16 protein-coding genes are annotated in these 22,434 nt (G+C 72.3%); 9 read left to right on the forward strand and 7 right to left on the reverse strand.

Annotated elements, in window-relative coordinates; translation table 11 throughout:
• Positions 1 to 85 precede the first annotated feature (85 nt).
• The 6 genes from trpC (at position 86) to lgt (ending at position 5,757) form a co-directional block, all read left to right on the forward strand.
• Positions 86 to 895 (forward strand): indole-3-glycerol phosphate synthase TrpC, encoded by an 810-nt coding sequence (gene trpC, locus ACTMTU_RS17175; protein ID WP_189472629.1) that lies wholly within the window; start codon positions 86 to 88, stop codon positions 893 to 895.
• 97 nt (positions 896 to 992) lie between these two features.
• Positions 993 to 1,181, forward strand: a complete 189-nt coding sequence (gene trpM, locus ACTMTU_RS17180; RefSeq protein ID WP_441264466.1) for a tryptophan biosynthesis modulator TrpM — start codon at positions 993 to 995, stop codon at positions 1,179 to 1,181.
• Between the two features lie 362 nt (positions 1,182 to 1,543).
• Positions 1,544 to 2,836 carry a tryptophan synthase subunit beta gene (gene trpB, locus ACTMTU_RS17185; protein ID WP_441264341.1) on the forward strand — a complete coding sequence of 431 codons (1,293 nt, stop codon included), beginning with the start codon at positions 1,544 to 1,546 and terminating at the stop codon, positions 2,834 to 2,836.
• Complete coding sequence (gene trpA / locus ACTMTU_RS17190; protein WP_441264342.1) at positions 2,833 to 3,648, forward strand: tryptophan synthase subunit alpha; 816 nt, start codon at positions 2,833 to 2,835, stop codon at positions 3,646 to 3,648. Before trpB ends, trpA begins: the two co-directional genes overlap by 4 nt.
• A 63-nt stretch (positions 3,649 to 3,711) precedes the next feature.
• Entirely contained in the window at positions 3,712 to 4,572 is an 861-nt protein-coding gene (locus tag ACTMTU_RS17195; protein ID WP_441264343.1) for a DsbA family protein, read from the forward strand.
• 207 nt (positions 4,573 to 4,779) lie between these two features.
• Positions 4,780 to 5,757 (forward strand): prolipoprotein diacylglyceryl transferase, encoded by a 978-nt coding sequence (gene lgt / locus ACTMTU_RS17200; protein ID WP_441264344.1) that lies wholly within the window; start codon positions 4,780 to 4,782, stop codon positions 5,755 to 5,757.
• A gap of 455 nt (positions 5,758 to 6,212) precedes the next feature.
• Here lgt and ACTMTU_RS17205 read toward each other — a convergent pair whose 3' ends face one another.
• From ACTMTU_RS17205 to ACTMTU_RS17235, 7 genes are all read right to left on the reverse strand, one after another.
• Positions 6,213 to 7,013: an HpcH/HpaI aldolase/citrate lyase family protein gene (locus ACTMTU_RS17205; protein WP_441264345.1), complete on the reverse strand. Its 801-nt coding sequence runs from the start codon at positions 7,011 to 7,013 to the stop codon at positions 6,213 to 6,215.
• Positions 7,010 to 8,296 carry a CaiB/BaiF CoA transferase family protein gene (locus ACTMTU_RS17210; protein ID WP_441264346.1) on the reverse strand — a complete coding sequence of 429 codons (1,287 nt, stop codon included), beginning with the start codon at positions 8,294 to 8,296 and terminating at the stop codon, positions 7,010 to 7,012. The genes ACTMTU_RS17205 and ACTMTU_RS17210 overlap by 4 nt, the downstream gene beginning before the upstream one ends.
• Positions 8,293 to 9,180: a ribokinase gene (gene rbsK / locus ACTMTU_RS17215; protein WP_441264347.1), complete on the reverse strand. Its 888-nt coding sequence runs from the start codon at positions 9,178 to 9,180 to the stop codon at positions 8,293 to 8,295. The genes ACTMTU_RS17210 and rbsK overlap by 4 nt, the downstream gene beginning before the upstream one ends.
• Positions 9,177 to 10,718 (reverse strand): ADP-ribosylglycohydrolase family protein, encoded by a 1,542-nt coding sequence (locus ACTMTU_RS17220; RefSeq protein ID WP_441264348.1) that lies wholly within the window; start codon positions 10,716 to 10,718, stop codon positions 9,177 to 9,179. The genes rbsK and ACTMTU_RS17220 overlap by 4 nt, the downstream gene beginning before the upstream one ends.
• Positions 10,715 to 11,914 carry an ADP-ribosylglycohydrolase family protein gene (locus ACTMTU_RS17225; RefSeq protein WP_441264349.1) on the reverse strand — a complete coding sequence of 400 codons (1,200 nt, stop codon included), beginning with the start codon at positions 11,912 to 11,914 and terminating at the stop codon, positions 10,715 to 10,717. Before ACTMTU_RS17225 ends, ACTMTU_RS17220 begins: the two co-directional genes overlap by 4 nt.
• A gap of 57 nt (positions 11,915 to 11,971) precedes the next feature.
• On the reverse strand, positions 11,972 to 13,099 hold the full coding sequence (locus tag ACTMTU_RS17230) for an ADP-ribosylglycohydrolase family protein (RefSeq protein ID WP_441264467.1): 1,128 nt from the start codon (positions 13,097 to 13,099) through the stop codon (positions 11,972 to 11,974).
• A gap of 626 nt (positions 13,100 to 13,725) precedes the next feature.
• Positions 13,726 to 14,748 carry an ADP-ribosylglycohydrolase family protein gene (locus tag ACTMTU_RS17235; RefSeq protein ID WP_441264350.1) on the reverse strand — a complete coding sequence of 341 codons (1,023 nt, stop codon included), beginning with the start codon at positions 14,746 to 14,748 and terminating at the stop codon, positions 13,726 to 13,728.
• Between the two features lie 215 nt (positions 14,749 to 14,963).
• Here ACTMTU_RS17235 and ACTMTU_RS17240 point away from each other — a divergent pair, with 215 nt between their 5' ends.
• The 3 genes from ACTMTU_RS17240 to ACTMTU_RS17250 all read left to right on the forward strand — a co-directional run bounded on the left by ACTMTU_RS17240 (position 14,964) and on the right by ACTMTU_RS17250 (position 22,140).
• Entirely contained in the window at positions 14,964 to 15,692 is a 729-nt protein-coding gene (locus tag ACTMTU_RS17240) for a VIT1/CCC1 transporter family protein (protein ID WP_441264351.1), read from the forward strand.
• A 408-nt stretch (positions 15,693 to 16,100) separates the two neighbouring features.
• The gene (gltB, locus tag ACTMTU_RS17245) at positions 16,101 to 20,687 is read left to right on the forward strand and encodes a glutamate synthase large subunit (protein ID WP_441264352.1); all 4,587 of its coding nucleotides are present in this window, start codon (positions 16,101 to 16,103) and stop codon (positions 20,685 to 20,687) included.
• Positions 20,680 to 22,140: a glutamate synthase subunit beta gene (locus tag ACTMTU_RS17250; protein ID WP_441264353.1), complete on the forward strand. Its 1,461-nt coding sequence runs from the start codon at positions 20,680 to 20,682 to the stop codon at positions 22,138 to 22,140. The genes gltB and ACTMTU_RS17250 overlap by 8 nt, the downstream gene beginning before the upstream one ends.
• Positions 22,141 to 22,434: the final 294 nt, after the last annotated feature.

Consider the following 22,434-nt stretch of genomic DNA (forward strand, 5'->3'; position numbering starts at 1 on the left):
GATGCGGGCTCAGGGGCCTCCTGCGGATACCATCGACATGGCTGATCCTGTTCCATCAACACCGTCCCGGAAGGGGGCCGCTCGCGTGAGTGTGCTCGACGAGATCATCGAAGGTGTGCGCGCCGACCTGGCAGAGCGGCAGGCGCGTGTCAGCCTCGACGAGCTCAAGGAGCGCGCCGCCAAGGCTCCTGCGGCCAAGGACGGCGTCGCCGCGCTGCGCGGTGAGGGCGTCAAGGTGATCTGCGAGGTCAAGCGCTCCAGCCCCTCCAAGGGCGCGCTCGCCGCGATCGCCGACCCCGCCGGACTCGCCGCCGATTACGAGGCGGGCGGCGCGGCCGTCATCTCCGTGCTCACCGAGGAGCGCCGCTTCGGCGGATCGCTCGCCGACCTCGAGGCCGTACGCGCCAAGGTCGACATCCCGGTGCTGCGCAAGGACTTCATCGTCACCGCGTACCAGCTGTGGGAGGCGCGCGCCTACGGCGCCGACGTCGTGCTGCTGATCGTCGCCGCGCTGGACCAGGAGGCCCTGGTCTCGCTGATCGAGCGCGCTGAATCGATCGGCCTCACCCCGCTGGTCGAGGTCCATGACGAGGACGAGGCCGAGCGGGCCGTCGACGCCGGAGCGAAGATCATCGGCGTGAACGCGCGCGACCTCAAGACCCTCAAGGTCGACCGCTCCACCTTCGAGCGGGTCGCCCCCGAGATCCCGGCGCACATCGTCAAGATCGCCGAGTCGGGTGTGCGGGGTCCGCACGACCTGATCGCCTACGCCAACGCCGGCGCCGACGCCGTGCTCGTCGGCGAGTCGCTGGTGACCGGCCGTGACCCGAGGGCCGCGGTCGCCGATCTGGTGGCCGCGGGCGCGCACCCCGCGCTGCGGCACGGCAGGAGCTGACCCGGCCGTGACCGTCGCCGTCGCTCGCACCCGAGCCCGCCGGATCGCGGGGCCCCGCCCCGCGCTCGTCGGCGTGCCTGCGGCGTGCGCCGGCAGGATGGCGGCCGCCGCCGGCGGCGCGCCCCGTGACCCCTACGCCCGCCTCGCCCGAGGCTGCCGCCCACGCGGCTGCCGGGCGCCGGCACGACGGGTGCACGGGCGGCGGGTGCGGTACGTGATCGGTGACGAGCCGGGCCAGGTCAACGGAATGCGATGGCGCGGGGCCGTGGCGCGGGACGGCCGCTAGGCCGTCCTTTCGGGCGGATTTCTCTCCTCCCCGCCCCTTCCCGAACCGGGGCAAGCTCCGGACCCCGCACCGCGCTCCGCGCGGTGTCCTCAAGCTCCCCCTATGGCCTGGCGGCCGTGGGAGGTGCCCCCGAGCGGGCTGGATTTCGCTCCGCGAAATCAGCCTCGCCGGCGATCGAGGCGCGGGAGTCCGAAGGCAGAGCCTCCGAAGCACCGCGCGGAGCGCGGTACGCGTCAGGGCCGAGCCCGGTTGCGGGAAGTGGGCCCCAGGGCGGCCAGGCCGTAGGGGGAGGGCAGGGGGAACAGCCCGCAGGCGCCACCCGCGTCGTTCACTTCTTCCGTCACGACAAGGAGCGCGTCGCCATGTCCAGCGACTACTTCATCCCTGACCCGGAGGGTCAAGTCCCCAACACCGAGGGCTACTTCGGTGCCTTCGGCGGCAAGTTCATCCCGGAGGCGCTCGTCGCCGCCGTGGACGAGGTCGCCGTCGAGTACGAGAAGGCCAAGTCCGACCCGGCCTTCGCGGCCGAGCTGAACGGCCTGATGGTCGACTACACGGGCCGCCCGAGCGCCCTCACCGAGGTGTCCCGGTTCGCCGAGCACGCCGGCGGCGCCCGCGTCTTCCTCAAGCGCGAGGACCTCAACCACACCGGCTCGCACAAGATCAACAACGTGCTGGGCCAGGCACTGCTCACGAAGCGGATGGGCAAGACGCGCGTCATCGCGGAGACGGGTGCCGGTCAGCACGGCGTGGCGACCGCCACCGCCTGCGCGCTGTTCGGACTCGAGTGCACCATCTACATGGGCGAGATCGACACCCGGCGCCAGGCGCTGAACGTCGCTCGGATGCGGATGCTCGGCGCCGAGGTCGTCGCCGTGAAGTCCGGCAGCCGCACCCTCAAGGACGCCATCAACGAGGCGTTCCGCGACTGGGTGGCCAACGTGGACCGCACGCACTACCTCTTCGGCACGGTCGCCGGCCCGCACCCCTTCCCCGCCATGGTGCGCGACTTCCACCGCGTCATCGGCGTGGAGGCCAGGCGGCAGATCCTGGAGCGGGCAGGGCGCCTCCCCGACGCCGCCGTCGCATGCGTCGGCGGCGGGTCGAACGCCATCGGCCTGTTCCACGCCTTCATCCCGGACGCCGGCGTCCGGCTGGTCGGCTGCGAGCCCGCCGGCCACGGCATCGAGACCGGGGAGCACGCGGCGACCCTGACCGCGGGCGAGCCCGGCATCCTGCACGGCTCCCGTTCCTACGTCCTCCAGGACGACGAGGGCCAGATCACCGAGCCTTACTCGATCTCGGCCGGCCTGGACTACCCGGGCATCGGCCCCGAGCACTCGTACCTGAAGGACTCGGGCCGGGGCGAGTACCGCGCGGTCACCGACGACGCGGCGATGCAGGCGCTGCGACTGCTGTCCCGTACCGAAGGCATCATCCCGGCCATCGAGTCGGCGCACGCCCTGGCCGGCGCGCTGGAGGTCGGGCGCGAGCTCGGCAAGGACGGGCTGATCCTCGTCAACCTCTCCGGCCGTGGTGACAAGGACATGGACACCGCCGCCCGTTACTTCGGTCTGTACGACACCGACGCCCAGGTCGAGGCCGACGCCTCGGCCGACAACGGCGCCGCAGAGATCCAGGGGGACGCCAAGTGAGCGGGAACATCCAGCTGCTGAACGACACGCTCGCCGCGGCGAAGAACGAGGACCGCGCAGCGCTCATCGCCTACCTCCCGGCCGGGTTCCCGACCGTCGACGTCGGCATCGAGGCGGTCAAGGCCGCGTTCGACGGCGGCGCCGACGTGGTGGAGGTCGGGCTGCCGCACAGCGACCCCGTCCTCGACGGCCCGGTCATCCAGACCGCCGACGACATCGCCCTGCGCGGCGGCGTCAGGATCGCCGACGTGATGCGCACGGTCCGTGAGGCCCACGCCGCCACCGGCAAGCCGGTCCTCGTGATGACCTACTGGAACCCGATCGACCGCTACGGCGTCGAGCGCTTCACCTCGGAGCTCGCCGAGGCGGGGGGCGCCGGCTGCATCCTGCCCGACCTGCCGGTCGAGGAGGCCGGGCTGTGGAGGGAGCACGCCGAGAAGCACGGCCTCGCCACCGTCTTCGTCGTGGCGCCGAGCAGCAAGGACGCCCGTCTCGCGAAGATCACGGCAGCCGGATCGGGTTTCGTCTACGCGGCGTCGCTGATGGGCGTCACCGGCACCCGCGAGTCCGTCGGCGAGCAGGCACAGGACCTGGTGCGCCGTACCCGCGCCACGACCGCGCTGCCGGTGTGCGTGGGTCTCGGGGTCTCCAACCCGGCGCAGGCCGCGGAGGTCGCGGCGTTCGCCGACGGTGTGATCGTCGGCTCGGCGTTCGTCAAGCGGATGCTCGACGCACCCGACGACGCCGCGTCCGTCGCGGCCGTACGGGAACTGGCGGGCGAACTGGCACGGGGTGTGCGCGGAAAGTCGTAGCTCGTACGAGTGGATCAGGGACCGGGGAGGCGTGCACACGCCTCCCCGGTTCGTTTGCGGTGTGTGAGCGAGAACCAAGAGCGGAAGCGGGGAGCGCGCGAGCGGCTCCAGCAGGAACGGGCGCGGGAGAAAGCACGCGAGAAGCGCCGCAGGACCCTGATCGTGGCCTCGGCCGTGGTGGGCGTGCTCGGGCTGGCCGCCGTGGCCGGCCTGGTGGCAGCCAACAGCGGCAAGGACGACGGGGGCGGCACGACGGACGCGGGGCCGCTCCTCGCGCCGAGCGGCGTGCAGGGCGAGGAGCAGCTCGCCATCCCGGTCGGCGCGGCCGACGCCCCGTCCACCGTCACGGTGTGGGAGGACTTCCGGTGCCCGGCCTGCGCCCAGTTCGAGAACGCTCTGCGCGACACGATCCATGAGCTGGAGAAGGCCGGCCAGATCAAGATCGACTATCACCTTGCCACCATCATCGACGGGAACATGGGCGGCAGCGGCTCCCTGCGCGCGGCGAACGCGGCGGCGTGCGCCCAGGACGCCGGGAAGTTCGCCCCATACCACGACGTGCTGTACATGAACCAGCCGCCCGAGCCGGACGACGCCTTCGCCGACAACGGCAAGCTGATCGAGCTCGCGGGCAAGGTCGAGGGACTGGACACGCCCGCGTTCCGCAGCTGTGTGGAGGAGGGCAAGCACGACGGCTGGGTGAAGAAGTCCAACGAGGCCTTCCAGGCCGGCGGCTTCACCGGCACCCCGACCGTGCTCCTCAACGGAGAGTCGATCTTCCCGACGAAGGGGAAGGAGCAGATCTCCGTCGCGAACTTCAAGAAGTGGGTCAACGAGGCCAACAAGAACAAGCCGCCGGGCACCGAGCGGCCGGCGGCGCCGACCGAGGGCGGGAGCGCGAGCCCGGGAGCGTCGTCGTCCTGAGGCCGGACGGGCCGGTGGCGGTTCTCCGGCCGGGTGGCCGCGCCCGATCGGGAGGTGCGCGCGCCGCCGGTGGCCGGCCGCGGCGCCACGCCCGTGATCATGATGACGACCATGGCCGTGTCCGTTGCCACGGCCGTGTCCCGTTACCCAGAAGTTGCCGGGCGGGTTGCCGTACGTCCCGCCCGGCAGGGTAGCGTCGGTCCTGCCATGGACATCGCCTACATTCCCAGCCCGTCGACCGGAGTGATCCACCTCGGATCGCTTCCGCTGCGAGGCTATGCGTTCTGCATCATCATCGGCGTCTTCGTAGCCGTCTGGTACGGCAACCGGCGCTGGGTCGCCCGGGGCGGCAAGGCCGGAACGGTGGCCGACATCGCTGTCTGGGCCGTGCCGTTCGGCCTGGTCGGCGGTCGGCTCTACCACGTGATCACCGACTACCAGCTGTATTTCAGCGAGGGTGAGAACTGGGTCGACGCCTTCAAGATCTGGGAGGGCGGCCTCGGTATCTGGGGCGCGATCGCGCTCGGCGCGGTCGGCGCCTGGATCGGCTGCCGCCGCCGCGGGATCCCGCTGCCCGCCTGGGCCGACGCCCTCGCGCCCGCTATCGCCTTCGCGCAGGCGATCGGCCGCTGGGGCAACTGGTTCAACCAGGAGCTGTACGGCAGGGAGACCGACGTCCCCTGGGCGCTCAAGATCACCGAGGGCGCGAACCGCGAGGCGGGCCTGTACCACCCGACGTTCCTGTACGAGTCCCTGTGGTGCATCGGCGTGGCGCTGCTGGTCATCTGGGCCGACCGCCGCTTCAAGATGGGCCACGGGCGGGCGTTCGCGCTGTACGTCGCGGCATACTGCGCCGGCCGCGGCTGGATCGAGTACATGCGCGTCGACGAGGCGCACGACATCCTCGGCGTGCGGCTGAACGTCTGGACCTCCATCGTGGTCTTCCTGCTGGCGGTCACGTACATCGTGATCTCGTCACGAAAGCGCCCGGGGCGCGAGGAGATCGTGGAGCCGGCGGCGGTGGACAAGTCGAAGTCCGACGCGACCGCGGAGGCCTCCTCCTCCGACGGCGAGCCCGGGGACGGCGCCGGCACGGCGAAGTCCGAGACGGAGCCGGAGCCGGAGCCGGCGTCGGATACGGCACCGGAATCCGCGGACGCGGCGGAGTCGCCCGGTAAGGCGTGAAGCGGGGGCGGGGCGGCGCGGGTGCATGGCGCCTGCGCCGGACCCGCAACCGGGCTCCGCGCGGACCCGCAGTCGGGCTGCCTGCGGGACCCGCATCCGGGCTCCCTGCGGGACCCGCAGTCGGGCTCCGCGCGGTGTTTCGTGGCTCTGCGCCCCAATCCCCGCGCCTCGATAACCGACAGGGCTGGAGTTGCCGACGGGCTGAATTTCGCTTCGCGAAATTCAGCCCGTCCGGCGTTTGAGGACACCGCGCGAAGCGCGGTACGGGGCCCGGGGCTCGCCCCGGTTTCGGGAAGGGGCGGGGTAGGGGACAGGCTCCGCGCAGCGGCCACCCACCCGCAGCGTGCACGCATCCGCAGCGGGCACCTGCCCGGCGGGCACGCATCCGCAGCGGGCACCTGCCCCCGCGGCCACGCACCCGCAGCAGCCCCCGGCCCCCCGGCCCCGACTCCCGCTCAGAGCTCCTCGCGGCTCGCCAGCGCCAGCGTCCGGCGGGCCCCCGCCACCACCGCCGCGTCGACGAAGCGGCCGTCCGGCAGGGCCAGCGCCCCCGCGTCCGACGCTGCCGCCTTCACGATGTCCTCGGCCGCTTCGATCTCCTCCTTCGTCGGGCGGAAGGCGCGTTCGATGACGGGGAGCTGGCGTGGGTGGATGGCCGCCCGGCCCAGGAAGCCGAGGGACCGGCCGTGGGAGCAGGAGGCGTAGAGGCCGTCGAGGTCGAGGATGTCCGGAAAGACCGACTGTGGCGGCGGCGCGAGACCCGCGGCCCTCGCGGCCATGACCGTACGGGTGCGGGGCCAGTCGAGACCGGCGTCGCCGCGGAGACCGAGGTCGGCGCGGAGATCCGACTCGCCGAGCGCGATGCCGGCGACGGCGTCGTGCGCGGTGGCGATCGCGTACGCGTGTTCCACGGCGAGCGCCGACTCGATGAGCGGGTACAGGGGGACGCCAGGTGCGCGGGCCGCGATCTGCTGGATGTCGGTGGCGTATGCGACCTTGGGGATACGCAGGGCACTCAGACCCGGCAGGCCGGCGAGTGCCTCGACGTCATGGGGGGAGTTGATGCGGACATGGACAGGGAGCGGCTGGGGGGACGACAGAAGTTCGGCCGTCGCGTCGAGGGCGTACGGCTTGCGGCCCTGGGCGACGGCGTCCTCGAGGTCGACGATGACGATGTCGGCCTCGGAGGCGAGGGCCTTGCGTACCACCTCCGGGCGGTCGCCCGGGGCGTAGAGCCAGGTGAGGGGGATGGTCATAGTGCCCCTTGGGTGCGAAGTGCGGTGATGTCGGTGGGGGTCAGGCCGAGTTCGGTCAGGACCTCCTCGGTGTCCGCGCCGTGCGGCCGGCCGGCCCAGCGGATACGGCCGGGGGTCTCCGACAGCCGGAAGATGACGTTCTGCATACGCAGCGTGCCGAGTTCGGGGTCCGGTACCTCCGTGATGGTCCCGAGCGCCTGGTACTGCGGATCCTGCATGACGTCGCTGATGTCGTAGACGGGGGCGACGGCCGCCTCCGCCTTCTCGAACGCGTCGACCACCTCGTCGCGTGTCCGGCGGGCGATCCAGCCGCCGACGGCGTCGTCGAGTTCGCCTGCGTGTTCGGCGCGGCCGGTTCCGGTGGCGAACCACGGCTCCTCGACGAGCTCGGGCCGGCCCACAAGATGCATGACGCGTTCCGCGACGGACTGGGCGGAGGTGGAGACGGCGAGCCAACTGCCGTCCACGGTGCGGTAGATGTTGCGTGGCGCGTTGTTGCGGGAGCGGTTGCCCGTGCGGGGCTGGACATAGCCGAGCTGGTCGTACCAGAGCGCCTGCGGGCCGAGTACGGCCAGGATCGGTTCGATGATCGCCATGTCGACGACCTGGCCGCGGCCGGTGGTGGCGCGGGCGGCGAGCGCGGTCATGACGGCATAGGCGGTGGCGAGGGCGGCGACGGAGTCGGCGAGGCCGAACGGGGGGAGTGTCGGCGGACCTTCCGGTTCGCCGGTGGCGGCGGCGAAGCCGCTCATCGCCTCCGCGAGGGTGCCGAAACCGGGGCGGTGTGAGTACGGGCCGAACTGTCCGAAGCCGGTGACCCGGGCGAGGACCAGCCGGGGGTTGGCCGCGCTCAGTTCGTCCCAGCCGAGCCCCCATTTCTCCAGCGTGCCGGGGCGGAAGTTCTCGACGACCACATCGGCGGTCGCGGCGAGACGGAGCAGGGTCTCCCGGCCTCCGGGGGAGGACAGGTCGAGGGTGACGTTGCGCTTGTTGCGGCCGAGGACCTTCCACCACAGCCCGACACCGTTCTTGGCCGGGCCGTGGCCGCGTGACGGGTCGGGGCGGGTCGGGTGCTCGACCTTGATGACCTCGGCGCCGAAGTCACCGAGCATCGTGGCGCACAGGGGGCCGGCGAAGAGGGTCGCGAGGTCGAGGACCCGCAGGCCCTCCAGCGGAAGGCGACCCTCCGGCGGACGGTGACTTTCCGGGGGACGGTGACTCTCCGGCGGAAGGGGATTCGAGGGAAGGGGGTTCGGGGGGAGGGGAGACGACGCAGGGCTCATGAGGCGGCGTCGATCTCGGAGCGGTACGGCATGGAAGAGGACGCTCCCGGGCGCTGGACGGACAAGGCGGCGGCCGCGCATGCCCAGGCCAGGCACTGCCTGATCGGCTTCTTCTCGCCGAGGGCCACGGCCAGGGCGCCGACGAAGGTGTCGCCCGCCGCGGTGGTGTCCACGGCGTGGACGGCAGGTGCGGGGACACTGATCGGCTCGGTGCCCCGGGCCGCGTACAGACAGCCCGCGGACCCCAGGGTGATGACCACCTCCGGGACCTGGCGCAGCAGTTCCTGTGCCGCGGAGCGGTGGTCGGCGATGCCGGTGAGGGTGGCGGCCTCGTGCTCGTTGGGCACCAGCAGATCGGTGGCGGCGAGGAGTTCGGGCGGCAGCGGCTGGGCGGGGGCGGGGGTGAGGACCGTCCGCACCCCGTGGCGGCGGGCTGCCTCTGCGCCGTCGAGGACGGCGCTGAGGGGGAGTTCGAGCTGGAGCAGCAGGGTGTCCGCGGTGGCGATGAGGGCTTCCTCGCCGGGGGCGAGGGCGGTGACGGTGCCGTTGGCGCCCGGGATGACGACGATGGCGTTGCCGCCCTCGTCGTCGACGACGATGTGGGCAGTGCCGGAGGGGCATTCGGAGGTCCGGAGCAGGTCGATGTCGACACCGCAGGATTCGAGGGTGTGCCGCAATTGGGGGCCGAAGGCGTCGGAGCCGACCGCGCCGATCATCGCGACCTCGCCGCCGGCGCGTGCCGCCGCGACGGCCTGGTTGGCGCCCTTGCCGCCGGGGACCGTGCGGAACTCGCGTCCCGTGACGGTCTCCCCGCGTTTCGGCGCGTGCGCCACGAAGGCGACGAGGTCCATGTTGGTGCTGCCGAGCACCACGATGCCTGTCATGGGCGGAGTGCCTCCTTGAGCGTGAGGTGGGCGAGCGTGTCGAAGCCGACGCCGTCGAACCCGGTGACGGAGGTGGTGAGCCGGTTCTTGAGCGGGGCGGTCCACCGGTCGGGCAGGGCGTCCGGCCGCCCGGCCAGCAGGCCGGCGAGCGATCCGGCCGTCGCACCGTTCGAGTCGGTGTCGAGCCCGCCGGACACGGCGCGGCAGATGGAACCGGTGAAGTCACCGTCGGCATGGGTGAGCGCGGCGACGAGCAGCGCGGCGTTGGGCAGCACATGCACCCAGTGGTAGGCCCCGTACTCGGCGTGGACGCTGTCGACGGCGTCGGCGAAGTCGGCGTGCTCCCCGGCCGCCCGGACGCCGAAGCGCACGGCGGCGGCGAAGCGTGAGCGGGGCGGGACGACGGTGAGGCCGGCGGCGATCGCCGCGTGCACATCGGCGGTGCCGGTGGCCGCGGCGGCGATGGCGGCGGCGGTGAACATGGCGCCGTACACACCGTTCGCGGTGTGCGTGAGACAGGCGTCCCGGTACGCCTGCGCGGCGGCGGCCTCGGGCGCGCCGGGGTTGGTCCAGCCGTGGATGTCGGCGCGGATGGCCGCGCCGATCCATTCGCGGAACGGGTTGTGGTGGGAGGCGCTCAGCGAGGGCTCGATGCCGCACAGGAGGTTGCGGTACGCGATGCGCTCCGCCGTGAACGTGCGCCCGGCCGGCAACTCGTCCAGCCACAGCCTGGCGACATCGTCGGTGGTGAAGTCCCTGCCGTGGCGCTGGAGGAGGAGAAGGCCGAGGAGCGGATAGTTGAGGTCGTCGTCCTCGGGCATGCCGTCGATGTTCTCCGCGAGGGAGGTGGCGGCGCTGCGCCGGTTCCAGGGATGGGCGGCGGCGAGCTCCGGCGGCAGACCCTTGGCGGTGAACCAGGTGGTGAGAGGCCAGTTGCCGGTGGCGCGGGCGATGTCGCGGATGGCGTGGAGCGGCAGCTTCTCGACGGGTTTGCCGAGCAGGCAGCCGGCGGCGCGCCCGAGCCAGGCGGCGTGCAGCGCGTCTCCGAGCCGGTGCGCCGGCCGGGGCAGGGGTGTGTCCGCCGGGCCGCAGGCGCGGGTCGTTCGCGTACCGCTGCCGACGACATCGGACGGCTCCACCGGTTCGACCGGCTCTGGCGGCCCGGGCGCCGGGACGCCGGTGCCAGACTCGGCCATGGGGGCCTGTCGCGCTCTCCCGCCGCCTCCGGCGCCGTGGCCCTCGGCCGCCAGGGGCAGGCGGCAGGCTTCGGCGATGCCGGCAAGCGACATGGGCTCGTCGGCGGTCGACGGGCAGGGCAGGGCCGCCAGTTCGCCGAGCAGTTCCTCGGCCAGTGCCCGCAGCGCGCCAGGAGCGGGCGCCCGCGACGCCCCCGCGCGCTCCGGGGCGAGCGCGCCGCCCGCCGCCAGCCAGCGGTCCCGGACCGGCGATCCGTCCCTGCCGTCCTCCTCCGCCTGCCTCAGTTCATGGCCGATCAGGTCCTCCGGCTGGACCCAGGTCAGCCGCAGCGTCTGCGTCATCGTGCCGTGCCCGTGAGGGTGGCGAACGCCGTCTCGTGGGCCCGGCGGCGCTGGGTGTCCCGTTCGTGGATCTCCCGTGCGACCGCGGCCAGTTCGGCCGCCGGCGCGTGCAGGTCGACACGGCTGGCCTCCGCGACCTGCTGGGCCCACTCCTCCGGCACGGCCGCCTCGCCGCTCAGGGCGCCCGCGATCGCGCCGGCCATCGTCGCGATCGAGTCGCAGTCCCGCCCGTAGTTGACGGCCGACAGGACCGTGCGGCGGTAGTCGCCGTCGTTGACGAGGAGCATTCCGAGCGCGATCGGGAGCTCCTCGATGGAGTGGAGGCGGGAGGGGCGGCGTGCGCCCAGTGACGGTGAGCGGTAGTCGGGGCCGACCGTGTCGAACGGCGCGACCGCCGCCCGCAGCGGCACCAGCGCCGACTCGAAGTCCGTGTGCCGCGCGGCCGCTTCGGCCACCGACTCGATCGCCGCCTGGGTGCCGTCTTTCGCCAGGGCCGTCGCCGCCTCGACGACGGAGGCCGGGGTGGCGCCCGGCAGGCACGCGGCGGCGACCGCGGCCGCGAACACTCCGGCCGCCTCCCGCCCGTAGGACGACTGGTGGGCGCCCGCGATGTCGACCGCCTCCGCGTAGGCGGCCGCGGGGTTGGCCGCGTTGACCAGCCCCACCGGCGCCATGTACATCGCCGCACCGCAGTTCACGATGTTTCCGCTGCCCGCCTCCCGCGGGTCGTGGTGCCCGTAGTGCAGCCGGGCGACGAGCCACTTCTCGGCGAGGAAGAGCCGCTGGAGGGGAATGGCCTCGGCCTCGAGTTCCGGGATCCAGCGGGGGTTGGTGATGAGGTCCGGGACGAGGTGGTCGGCGACGGCGTACGCGTCGAGGTGGTCGCGGACCGTGGCGTACACCCCGATCAGCGCGTGCGTCATCAGGGTGTCGTCGGTGATGTGCCCGTCACCCTTGTGGTACGGGGCGATCGGGCGTGCGGTGCGCCACTCGTCACCGTGCCAGGGGCCGACGATGCCGGTGACGCGGCCGCCGTGCCGTTCCACGATCTGGTGGGGGGTGTATCCCTCGACAGGGCCGCCCAGCGCGTCGCCGACCGCTGCGCCGACGAGGCTGCCGGTGATCCGGTCTTCGAGTGAGAGGGGATTCGTCGCCGCTGCTGCGGCCGTCTTCGTCGCCGCCGTGGTCGTCATCATGTCGGAATTGTCCCCCTGGGGCGGCCGGCGACGGCGGACCTCGCGCCGGGGTTTCGGCTACCCGGTGGGCGGGACGGCACCCAGCGGCAGCCCTCCGGGCGCGCGGAGCGCCCTTTCGAGCAGGGCGGCGAGCTCGACGAGGTCCGTTCCCGCGAGACGGGGCAGCGCACAGCCGGCCAGGGTGCGGCAGGCGTCGCGCCAGGTGGCGGGCAGGGAAGTGCCGCCACCGAGCGCCCCGGTGAGCGCGCCCGCGAGGGCCGGCGCCGAGTCGGCGACGCGGGAGAGGCAGGCGGCCGCGGGCACGGCCTCCGCGACCTTGCCGCGCGCGGCGACGGCGACGGCGAGCGCGACCGGCACGGTCTCCGCGGCGGCGATGCCGTAGCTGTAGACATGGTCGACGATCTGGTGCTCGAGCAGCGGTACCAGCTCGAAGGCGCCCGACGCGTCGCGGGCGAGCCCGACCGCGTGGTGCGCGTTGCGGCCGATCTCCGTCGCCTCCGGGAGCTGGGCGAGCGCCGCGTCGACGGCCGCCTCCACGTCCCCGCCGCCGAGCGCGGCGGCGACGGCGGCGGCCATGGCGCGGGCCCCGTGGACCCCGTCGCCGTCCTGTGTGTACCGGGCGTCGAACTCGGCCAGCCCGGCGGCCGAGGCCGGGTCGCCCGGGTGGACGACGGCGAGCACGGCGGCCCGCACACAGGCGGCGTCGTCGAAGTAGTGCGGGTTGTCGTGGCCGGTGGCGGGAGGGCGCAGACCGGTGGCCAGGTTGCCGAGCCCGGCGCGCACGGAGATACGGGCGCGCAGCGGCAGCACGGCGGACTCGACCTCGGGAGCGCGCTCTGCGGCCGCGGCGACCTGGCCCGCGAGGGAGTTCCAGGCGACGTCGATCGCGGCCCGCATGCGGCGCTCCGAGGCGAGGCCGCGGAAGAGCTGCCCTGCGGCGGTGAGCACGGTCCCGGCGGCGAACGCCGCCCACTCGGCGTCGTCGGAGGGGCCCAGCCGGAGGGGCTCCGGCGGCTGGTTGAGCGCGATGGGGACGGGCAGGGTCGTCGTGGCGTTCTGCTCGGCGAAGGTGTCGAGCTCGCGGGTCAGACGCCGGGTCCACTCGGGCATCCGGGCGGCACGGTGCCGTGCGGCCGGCCATCCTGCGGCGTCACCGGCGGCGAGTCCCAGCAGGAGGCCCTCGATCCGGCGCGGTCCGTCCGGCGCGAGGTACTCCGTCCTGCGCGCCGGGCGCCCGCCGGGCCGTGCGGGCTTCGGTGCCGGCGTGCCGAGCGAGGTGCCGCGCGTGTGTCCCGTCTCGCCCGAGGGCCGGATGCCGAGGGCGGAGGCCGGAGCGTATCGCTGGGCGCGTGGTGCCGCCGCCGGCGCCCGGCCGGTCGCTGTGCCGTGAACGAGGACCACATCGGCGCTCCGCTTCCGGCTCGCGCTTCCGGTGTCGTCCGGGGATCCGGGCTTCGGGGTGTCGTGGATGTGGATCCGGTCGGTGGTGTCCCGTGTCCGGCGGGGCGCTTCGGTGTCGTCCGGGGATCCGGGCTTCGGGGTGTCGTGGATGTGGATCCGGTCGGTGGTGTCCCGTGTCCGGCGGGGCGCTTCGGTGTCGTCCGGGGGCCCGGGCTTCGGGGTGTCGTGGATGTGGATCCGGTCGGTGGTGTCCCGTGTCCGGCGGGGCGCTTCGGTGTCGTCCGGGGGCCCGGGCTTCGGGGCGTCGTGGATGTGGACCCGGTCGCCGGCGTCCCGCGTTCGGCCGGCGGCTTCGGTGGCGGGCGGCGTGCCGGGCTTCGTGGTGTCGGGGACGGGGTCCGGGCCGGGGGTCATGCCGGGTCGTCCCCCTCGTCCGGGGTGAGCAGATCGGCGATGTCCAGCACGTGATAGCCCCGCATGGAGGGGAGGCAGCTGCCGCGGACCGGGCCGATGGCCGACGCCCATTCCTCCGGGATCGCCGCGGTACCGGACACCGCGCCCGCCAGCGCGCCGGCGACCGCCGCCGTGGTGTCGGCGTCGCGGCCCATGTTGACCGCTGTCAGCACCGACGTACGGAAGTCGCCCCGTGCCGCGGCGAACGCGCCGAACGCGAGGCCGACCGCCTCGGGAGCCAGGTCCGTCCAGGGGTAGCCGCCGATGACGACCGCGGAGCGGACGGCCCGTTCCATGGAGAGGGCGTCGGGGTACGTCCGTCCGGCGGCGACGACCGCGCGCCGCATGGAGCGGGCCGTCCACGAGTCCATGGGGACGACGGACAGCGCCGCGCCGATCACCCCCGCCGGGCCCGCGCCGCCCATGGCCGCCGCGACCCCCGCCGCCACCGCCCGGCCGCCGTAGATGCCCTCGCCGTCGTGGCTGACGCTTCCGTCGACGGCCACCAGCCGTGCCGCTTCCGCGGGGCGGCCGGCGGCGAAGACGCCGAAGGGGGCGGCCCGCATCGCGAGACCGTCGCTCCACGCGTGCCGGTGCTGCGCGGAGATGGGGGCCGCCAGGCCCCTGCGGAGGTTCTCCAGGGTGCCGCGCTCGCTGAACCCCGCCCCGCGGAACGGTCCTTCGTCCAGGTCCGCGATCCACTCGTGCCACGCCGACTCGACATGCGCGACGGTCAGCGCGGAGCCGTGGCGGGCGAGCAGCAGACCGGAGAAGATCGCGTACTCGGTGTCGTCGGTGCCCGCCGGGTCGTCGCTCACGAAACCCTCGATGCGGCCCCATCGGCGGCGGATCTCGGAGGGGCGCAGGTTCTCGGCCGGGGCGCCGAGCGCGTCGCCGACCGCGAGGCCGAGGAGTGCTCCGCGGGCCCGGTCGAGCAGGGCGGCGGTGGAACCGGAGCCGGACGCTTCCAGCACTTCCATGAAGGTCCCCTTCGCGCGCGCGAGCCTTGTTCCTCGATCTGTGCCACGAGCCGCCCGCAATGAGTCGGAGGAACGTTTCTGTCACCCGCTTCGCCCAGTCTCCCGGTCAGGTAAGTAAAGCCTGCCTTGCTGGTACGCCCCTTACGTCCGGCGTATCTTCGAGGACGACGAGGGGGGCGGAGGCGAAGGGCCGCTGCCGGAGGAAGGGGAGAGCTGTGTCCATCATCGAGACCGAGGCCACGCTGCACGAGGCGCACCGTGACAACCACACGCACCGCGATGTGAACGGTGGCTGGCTGCGTCCGGCGGTGTTCGGTGCGATGGACGGACTGGTCTCCAACCTGGCGCTGATGACCGGTGTCGCCGGTGGGGCGGTCTCGCAGCAGACCGTCGTCATCGCGGGACTCGCGGGACTCGCCGCCGGCGCCTTCTCCATGGCGGCCGGCGAGTACACCTCCGTCGCGTCCCAGCGTGAGCTGGTCGAGGCCGAACTGGACGTGGAGCGCCGGGAGTTGCGCAAGCATCCGGTCGACGAGATGGAAGAGCTGGCCGCCCTGTACGTGGCCCGCGGCGTGCAGCCGGCGCTCGCCCGCGAAGTGGCGATGCAGCTGTCCAAGGACCCCGAGCAGGCCCTCGAGATCCATGCCCGCGAGGAGCTGGGCATCGACCCGGACGACCTGCCCTCGCCGCTCGTCGCCGCCGTGTCCTCGTTCGGTTCGTTCGCGCTCGGAGCGCTTCTGCCGGTGCTGCCGTACCTCCTCGGCGCGAGCACGCTCTGGCCCGCGGTGCTGCTGGCGCTCGTCGGCCTGTTCGCGTGCGGCGCGCTGGTGGCGAAGGTCACGGCCCGCAGCTGGTGGTTCAGCGGCGTGCGCCAGCTCGCCCTCGGCGGCGCCGCCGCCGCGCTCACGTACGCCCTCGGCACTCTCATCGGGACAGCCGTCTGACGCCACCCGGCCCGGCCTCGTCACCGCATCGGCTCCTGTCGGAGCCGGTGCGTTCGCATTTCCGGCCCGCGTCCCGCACCCTGTGACGTACGTCCTGCCGCGAAGGCGCCCAGGGGTGAGACACTATGCATGGCGCGACATAAGTAGCCGTTACTCGGTGGTTTCGAATCCGCAATCCCCGGGCATTAGCCGAAAACGCTGTGGGCAATGAAGCCTGCTCTGCGAGAGTCCTCCGGATACTGATTTGTCCGTTGTGACCCACCTTCACCGCCAGGGGCGGTGTCCGCATGCTGGAATGAGCTATCCGCTTCTCGAGAAGCCCTCCATCATGTAACCTGCACGAAATTTCGCGGAGGGCCAACGTCGTCCCTCGGCACTGCACATGCCACGACGACGACGGGAGAGCCGATGCGTTCCGACGCCTGGTCGCCCATGGACGGTCGCCCCGCCCCCCAGGGGATGTACGACCCCCGTAACGAACACGACGCCTGCGGTGTCGGGTTCGTGGCCACCCTCACCGGTGTTGCCAGCCATGAGTTGGTCGAGCAGGCGCTGACCGTACTGCGGAACCTCGAGCACCGCGGCGCCACCGGCTCCGAGCCCGACTCCGGCGACGGCGCGGGCATCCTGCTCCAGGTCCCCGACGCGTTCCTGCGCGAGGTCACCGCGTTCGAGCTGCCTCAGGCCGGCTCGTACGCCGTCGGAATCGCCTTCCTCCCGGCCGACGTGGAGGACAACGAGACCGCCGTCTCGAAGATCGAGACGATCGCCGGCGAAGAGGGCCTCACCGTCCTCGGCTGGCGCGAGGTGCCCGTCACCCCCGACCTGCTCGGCAACGGCGCCCGCGCCACCATGCCCGCCTTCCGTCAGCTCTTCGTGGGCGACGGCAGCAGCGAGGGCATCGCGCTGGACCGCAAGGCGTTCGTGCTGCGCAAGCGCGCCGAGCGCGAGGCCGGCGTCTACTTCCCGTCGCTGTCCGCGCGCACCATCGTCTACAAGGGCATGCTGACCACCGGCCAGCTGGAGCCCTTCTTCCCGGACCTGTCCGACCGGCGCTTCGCCACGGCCGTCGCGCTCGTCCACTCGCGGTTCTCCACGAACACGTTCCCGAGCTGGCCGCTGGCCCACCCGTACCGCTTCGTCGCGCACAACGGTGAGATCAACACGGTCAAGGGCAACCGGAACTGGATGCGCGCCCGTGAGTCGCAGCTTGCCTCCAAGCTGTTCAACTCCGGCGCCGGCAAGATCGACCGGATCTTCCCCGTCTGCACCCCGGACGCCTCCGACTCCGCCTCCTTCGACGAGGTCCTGGAGCTGCTCCACCTCGGCGGCCGTTCACTGCCGCACTCGGTGCTGATGATGGTCCCCGAGGCGTGGGAGAACCACGACTCCATGGACCCCGCCCGGCGCGCCTTCTACCAGTACCACTCCACGATGATGGAGCCCTGGGACGGTCCCGCCTGCGTGACCTTCACCGACGGCGTCCAGGTCGGCGCGGTCCTCGACCGCAACGGTCTGCGCCCCGGCCGCTACTGGGTCACCGACGACGGCCTCGTCGTCCTCTCCTCCGAGGTCGGTGTCCTCGACATCGACCCGGCCAAGGTCGTCCGCAAGGGCCGCCTGCAGCCCGGCAAGATGTTCCTCGTCGACACCGCAGAGCACCGCATCATCGAGGACGACGAGATCAAGTCCGCCCTCGCCGCCGAGCACCCCTACCAGGAGTGGCTGGAGGCTGGTGAGATCGAACTCGAGGACCTGCCCGAGCGCGAGCACATCGTCCACACCCACGCCTCCGTCACCCGCCGCCAGCAGACCTTCGGCTACACCGAGGAAGAGCTGCGCGTCATCCTCGCGCCGATGGCCCGCACCGGCGGCGAGCCGCTCGGCTCCATGGGCACGGACTCGCCGATCGCGGCCCTCTCCGAGCGCCCGCGGCTGCTCTTCGACTACTTCACCCAGCTGTTCGCGCAGGTCACCAACCCGCCGCTGGACGCCATCCGCGAGGAGCTCGTCACCTCGCTGTACTCCTCGCTCGGCCCCCAGGGCAACCTGCTGGAGCCGACCGCGGCGTCCTGCCGCAGCGTCACGCTGCCCTTCCCGGTGATCGACAACGACGAGCTGGCCAAGCTCATCCACATCAACGCCGACGGCGACATGCCCGGAATGAAGGCGGCCACCCTGGCCGGCCTCTACCGGGTCTCCGGCGGCGGCGACGCGCTCGCCGCCCGTATCGAGGCGATCTGCGGCGAGGTCGACGCGGCCATAGAGGACGGCGCCCGCCTGATCGTCCTCTCCGACCGGCACTCGGACGCCGAGCACGCGCCCATCCCGTCGCTGCTGCTCACTTCCGCCGTCCACCACCACCTCATCCGCACCAAGCAGCGCACCCAGGTGGGCCTGCTGGTCGAGGCCGGTGACGTCCGCGAGGTCCACCACGTCGCCCTGCTCATCGGCTACGGCGCCGCCGCGGTCAACCCGTACCTCGCGATGGAGTCCGTCGAGGACCTGGTCCGCGCCGGCACCTTCATCGAGGGCCTCGAGCCCGAGCAGGCCATCCGGAACCTGATCTACGCCCTCGGCAAGGGCGTCCTCAAGGTCATGTCCAAGATGGGCATCTCCACGGTCGCCTCCTACCGCGGCGCGCAGGTCTTCGAGGCCGTCGGTCTCGACGAGGCCTTCGTCGACAAGTACTTCAACGGCACCGCCACCAAGATCGGCGGCGCCGGACTCGACATCGTCGCCAAGGAGGTCGCCGCCCGGCACGCCAAGGCCTACCCGGCCTCCGGCATCGCCGCCACGCACCGCGCCCTGGAGATCGGCGGCGAGTACCAGTGGCGCCGCGAGGGCGAGCCGCACCTCTTCGACCCGGAGACGGTCTTCCGCCTGCAGCACGCCACGCGCAACAAGCGGTACGACATCTTCAAGAAGTACACGGACCGTGTGAATGAGCAGTCCGAGCGGCTGATGACGCTGCGCGGCCTGTTCGCCCTGAAGACCGCCGACGGCACCTCGGGCCGCGAGCCGATCTCCGTCGACGAGGTCGAGCCCGTCTCCGAGATCGTCAAGCGCTTCTCCACCGGCGCCATGTCGTACGGCTCCATCTCCAAGGAGGCGCACGAGACCCTCGCCATCGCCATGAACCAGCTGGGCGGCAAGTCCAACACCGGTGAGGGCGGCGAGGACCCGGAGCGTCTGTACGACCCGGAGCGGCGTTCGTCGATCAAGCAGGTCGCCTCCGGCCGCTTCGGCGTGACGAGCGAGTACCTGGTCAACGCCGACGACATCCAGATCAAGATGGCCCAGGGTGCCAAGCCCGGCGAAGGCGGTCAGCTTCCGGGGCACAAGGTGTACCCGTGGGTCGCCAAGACCCGGCACTCGACCCCGGGCGTCGGTCTGATCTCGCCGCCGCCGCACCACGACATCTACTCCATCGAGGACCTGGCTCAGCTGATCCACGACCTCAAGAACGCCAACCCGGCCGCCCGCATCCACGTGAAGCTGGTCTCCGAGGTCGGCGTCGGCACGGTCGCCGCCGGTGTCTCCAAGGCCCACGCGGACGTCGTCCTGATCTCCGGCCACGACGGCGGTACGGGCGCCTCCCCGCTGACCTCCCTGAAGCACGCGGGCGGCCCCTGGGAGCTCGGCCTCGCCGAGACCCAGCAGACCCTGCTGCTCAACGGCCTGCGCGACCGCATCGTCGTCCAGACCGACGGCCAGCTCAAGACCGGCCGCGACGTCGTCATCGCCGCGCTGCTCGGCGCCGAGGAGTTCGGTTTCGCGACCGCCCCGCTCGTCGTCTCCGGCTGCGTCATGATGCGCGTCTGCCACCTGGACACCTGCCCGGTCGGCATCGCCACCCAGAACCCGGTCCTGCGCGAGCGGTTCTCCGGCAAGGCCGAATTCGTCGTCAACTTCTTCGAGTTCATCGCTCAGGAGGTCCGCGAGATCCTGGCCGAGCTGGGCTTCCGCAGCATCGAGGAGGCCGTCGGCCACGCCGAACTGCTCGACACCGACCGGGCCGTCGACCACTGGAAGGCACAGGGCCTCGACCTCGCGCCGCTGTTCCACGTGCCCGAACTGCCCGACGGCGCGGTGCGCCACCAGGTCGCCGAGCAGGACCACGGACTGGAGAAGGCCCTCGACAACGAGCTCATCGAGCTCGCCGCGGAGGCGCTGAACGCCGCCACGGCAGAGGACGCCCAGCCGGTCCGCGGCCAGGTCGCCATCCGGAACATCAACCGGACCGTGGGCACCATGCTCGGCCACGAGGTGACGAAGAAGTTCGGCGGCGCGGGCCTGCCCGACGACACCATCGACATCACCTTCACCGGCTCCGCCGGCCAGTCCTTCGGCGCGTTCGTGCCGCGCGGCATCACGCTGCGCCTCGAGGGCGACGCCAACGACTACGTCGGCAAGGGCCTCTCCGGCGGCCGTGTGATCGTCCGCCCCGACCGGGGCGCCGACCACCTGGCCGAGTACTCGACCATCGCCGGCAACACCATCGCCTACGGCGCCACCGGCGGCGAGCTGTTCCTGCGCGGCCGGACCGGCGAGCGCTTCTGCGTCCGCAACTCCGGTGCGCTGGTGGTCTCCGAAGGCGTGGGCGACCACGGCTGCGAGTACATGACCGGCGGACACGCGGTCGTCCTCGGTGAGACGGGCCGCAACTTCGCGGCCGGCATGTCCGGTGGCATCGCCTACGTGATCGACCTCGACCGGGACAACGTCAACTCCGGCAACCTCGGCGCGATCGAGGCCCTGGACGAGACCGACAAGCAGTGGCTGCACGATGTCGTGCGCCGCCACTTCGAGGAGACCGGCTCGACCGTCGCCGAGAAGCTTCTCGCCGACTGGTCCGTGAGCGTGGACCGCTTCAGCAAGATCATCCCGACCACGTACAAGGCAGTGCTCGCCGCCAAGGACGCCGCTGAGCTCGCCGGTCTCTCCGAGCAGGAGACCACCGAGAAGATGATGGAGGCGGCGACCAATGGCTGACCCCAAGGGCTTCCTGACCACCGGGCGCGAGGTCGCCGAGACCCGCCCCATCGAGGAACGCGTCAAGGACTGGAACGAGGTCTACGTCCCCGGCTCCCTGCTGCCGATCATCAGCAAGCAGGCCGGCCGGTGCATGGACTGCGGCATCCCGTTCTGCCACAACGGCTGCCCGCTCGGGAACCTCATCCCCGAGTGGAACGACTACGCCTACCGCGAGGACTGGGGCGCCGCCTCCGAGCGGCTGCACGCCACCAACAACTTCCCGGAGTTCACCGGTCGTCTGTGCCCGGCGCCCTGCGAAGCGGCGTGCGTGCTCGGCATCAACCAGCCCGCCGTCACCATCAAGAACGTCGAAGTCTCCATCATCGACAAGGCGTGGGACTCCGGAGACGTCACCCCGCAGCCGCCGGAGCGCCTCTCCGGCAAGACCGTCGCCGTCATCGGCTCCGGCCCGGCCGGCCTCGCGGCCGCGCAGCAGCTGACCCGCGCCGGCCACACGGTCGTCGTGTACGAGCGCGCCGACCGCATCGGCGGGCTCCTGCGCTACGGCATCCCCGAGTTCAAGATGGAGAAGGTGCACATCAACCGCCGCATCGAGCAGATGCGCGCGGAAGGCACCAAGTTCCGCACCGAGGTCGAGATCGGCAAGGACATGCCGGCCGACGCGCTGCGCCGCCGCTACGACGCTGTCGTCGTCGCGGCCGGTGCCACCGTCTCCCGCGACCTGCCCGTGCCGGGCCGTGAACTGAACGGCATCCACTTCGCCATGGAGTACCTGCCGCTCGCCAACAAGGTGCAGGAGGGCGACTTCGTGGCGCCCCCCATCACCGCGGAGGGCAAGCACGTCGTCGTCATCGGCGGCGGCGACACCGGCGCGGACTGCGTGGGCACCGCCCACCGGCAGGGGGCGGCGTCCGTCACCCAGCTGGAGATCATGCCTCGCCCGGGCGAGGAGCGGAACGCCAACCAGCCGTGGCCGACCTTCCCGATGCTCTACAAGGTCACCTCCGCGCACGAGGAGGGCGGCGAGCGGGTCTACTCCGTCTCCACCACGCACTTCGAGGGCGACGAGGACGGCAACGTCCAGGCACTGCACCTCGTGGAGGTGGAGTTCAAGGACGGCAAGCTGGAGCAGAAGCCCGGCACCGAGCGCCGCATCCCGGCGCAGCTGGTCACCCTGGCGATGGGCTTCACCGGCATCGACCGGTCCAACGGCATGGTCGAGCAGTTCGGCCTCGACCTCGACGAGCGCGGCAACGTGGCGCGTGACGCGGACTTCGCGACGAACGTCGACGGTGTCTTCGTCGCGGGCGACGCCGGCCGCGGTCAGTCGCTGATCGTGTGGGCGATCGCCGAGGGCCGCTCGGCGGCGCGCGGCGTGGACCGCTACCTGACGGGCGCGAGTGCGCTGCCGGCGCCGATCCGGCCGACGGACCGTGCGCTGACGGTCTGACGGTCCGACCGGGCTGTCGGTCCGACCGGTCCCGGCCCGCGGACCGTGCGCTGACGGTCCGCCCCACTAAACGTCCCGTACAACGGCGTACGGAACTGAACACGGCGCCTGCCTGTCCCCGACCGGACCATGGCAGGCGCCGTGGTGTGTGCGGGGGCGAGGTGGCCGCTGCGCGGGGGCGAGGTGGCCGCTGCGCGGGGCCGTTCCCCTACCCGCCCCTTCCCGAACCGGGGCTGGCCCCGGACCCCCGCGCCTCAAACGCCGGCGAGGCTGGAGTTGCCCGGCCGGGCTGAA

The sequence above is a fragment of the Streptomyces sp. OZ13 genome (assembly GCF_052068155.1).
Lineage (GTDB): Bacteria > Actinomycetota > Actinomycetes > Streptomycetales > Streptomycetaceae > Streptomyces.

Bases quoted from the DNA above. Each gene is read 5' to 3' on its own strand.
- trpM (WP_441264466.1), top strand. From the start codon at position 993: ATGGCGGCCGCCGCCGGCGGCGCGCCCCGTGACCCCTACGCCCGCCTC.
- trpB (WP_441264341.1), top strand. From the start codon at position 1,544: ATGTCCAGCGACTACTTCATCCCTGACCCGGAGGGTCAAGTCCCCAAC.
- lgt (WP_441264344.1), top strand. From the start codon at position 4,780: ATGGACATCGCCTACATTCCCAGCCCGTCGACCGGAGTGATCCACCTC.
- ACTMTU_RS17205 (WP_441264345.1), bottom strand. From the start codon at position 7,013: ATGACCATCCCCCTCACCTGGCTCTACGCCCCGGGCGACCGCCCGGAG.
- ACTMTU_RS17210 (WP_441264346.1), bottom strand. From the start codon at position 8,296: ATGAGCCCTGCGTCGTCTCCCCTCCCCCCGAACCCCCTTCCCTCGAAT.
- rbsK (WP_441264347.1), bottom strand. From the start codon at position 9,180: ATGACAGGCATCGTGGTGCTCGGCAGCACCAACATGGACCTCGTCGCC.
- ACTMTU_RS17220 (WP_441264348.1), bottom strand. From the start codon at position 10,718: ATGACGCAGACGCTGCGGCTGACCTGGGTCCAGCCGGAGGACCTGATC.
- ACTMTU_RS17225 (WP_441264349.1), bottom strand. From the start codon at position 11,914: ATGATGACGACCACGGCGGCGACGAAGACGGCCGCAGCAGCGGCGACG.
- ACTMTU_RS17235 (WP_441264350.1), bottom strand. From the start codon at position 14,748: ATGGAAGTGCTGGAAGCGTCCGGCTCCGGTTCCACCGCCGCCCTGCTC.
- gltB (WP_441264352.1), top strand. From the start codon at position 16,101: ATGCGTTCCGACGCCTGGTCGCCCATGGACGGTCGCCCCGCCCCCCAG.
- ACTMTU_RS17250 (WP_441264353.1), top strand. From the start codon at position 20,680: ATGGCTGACCCCAAGGGCTTCCTGACCACCGGGCGCGAGGTCGCCGAG.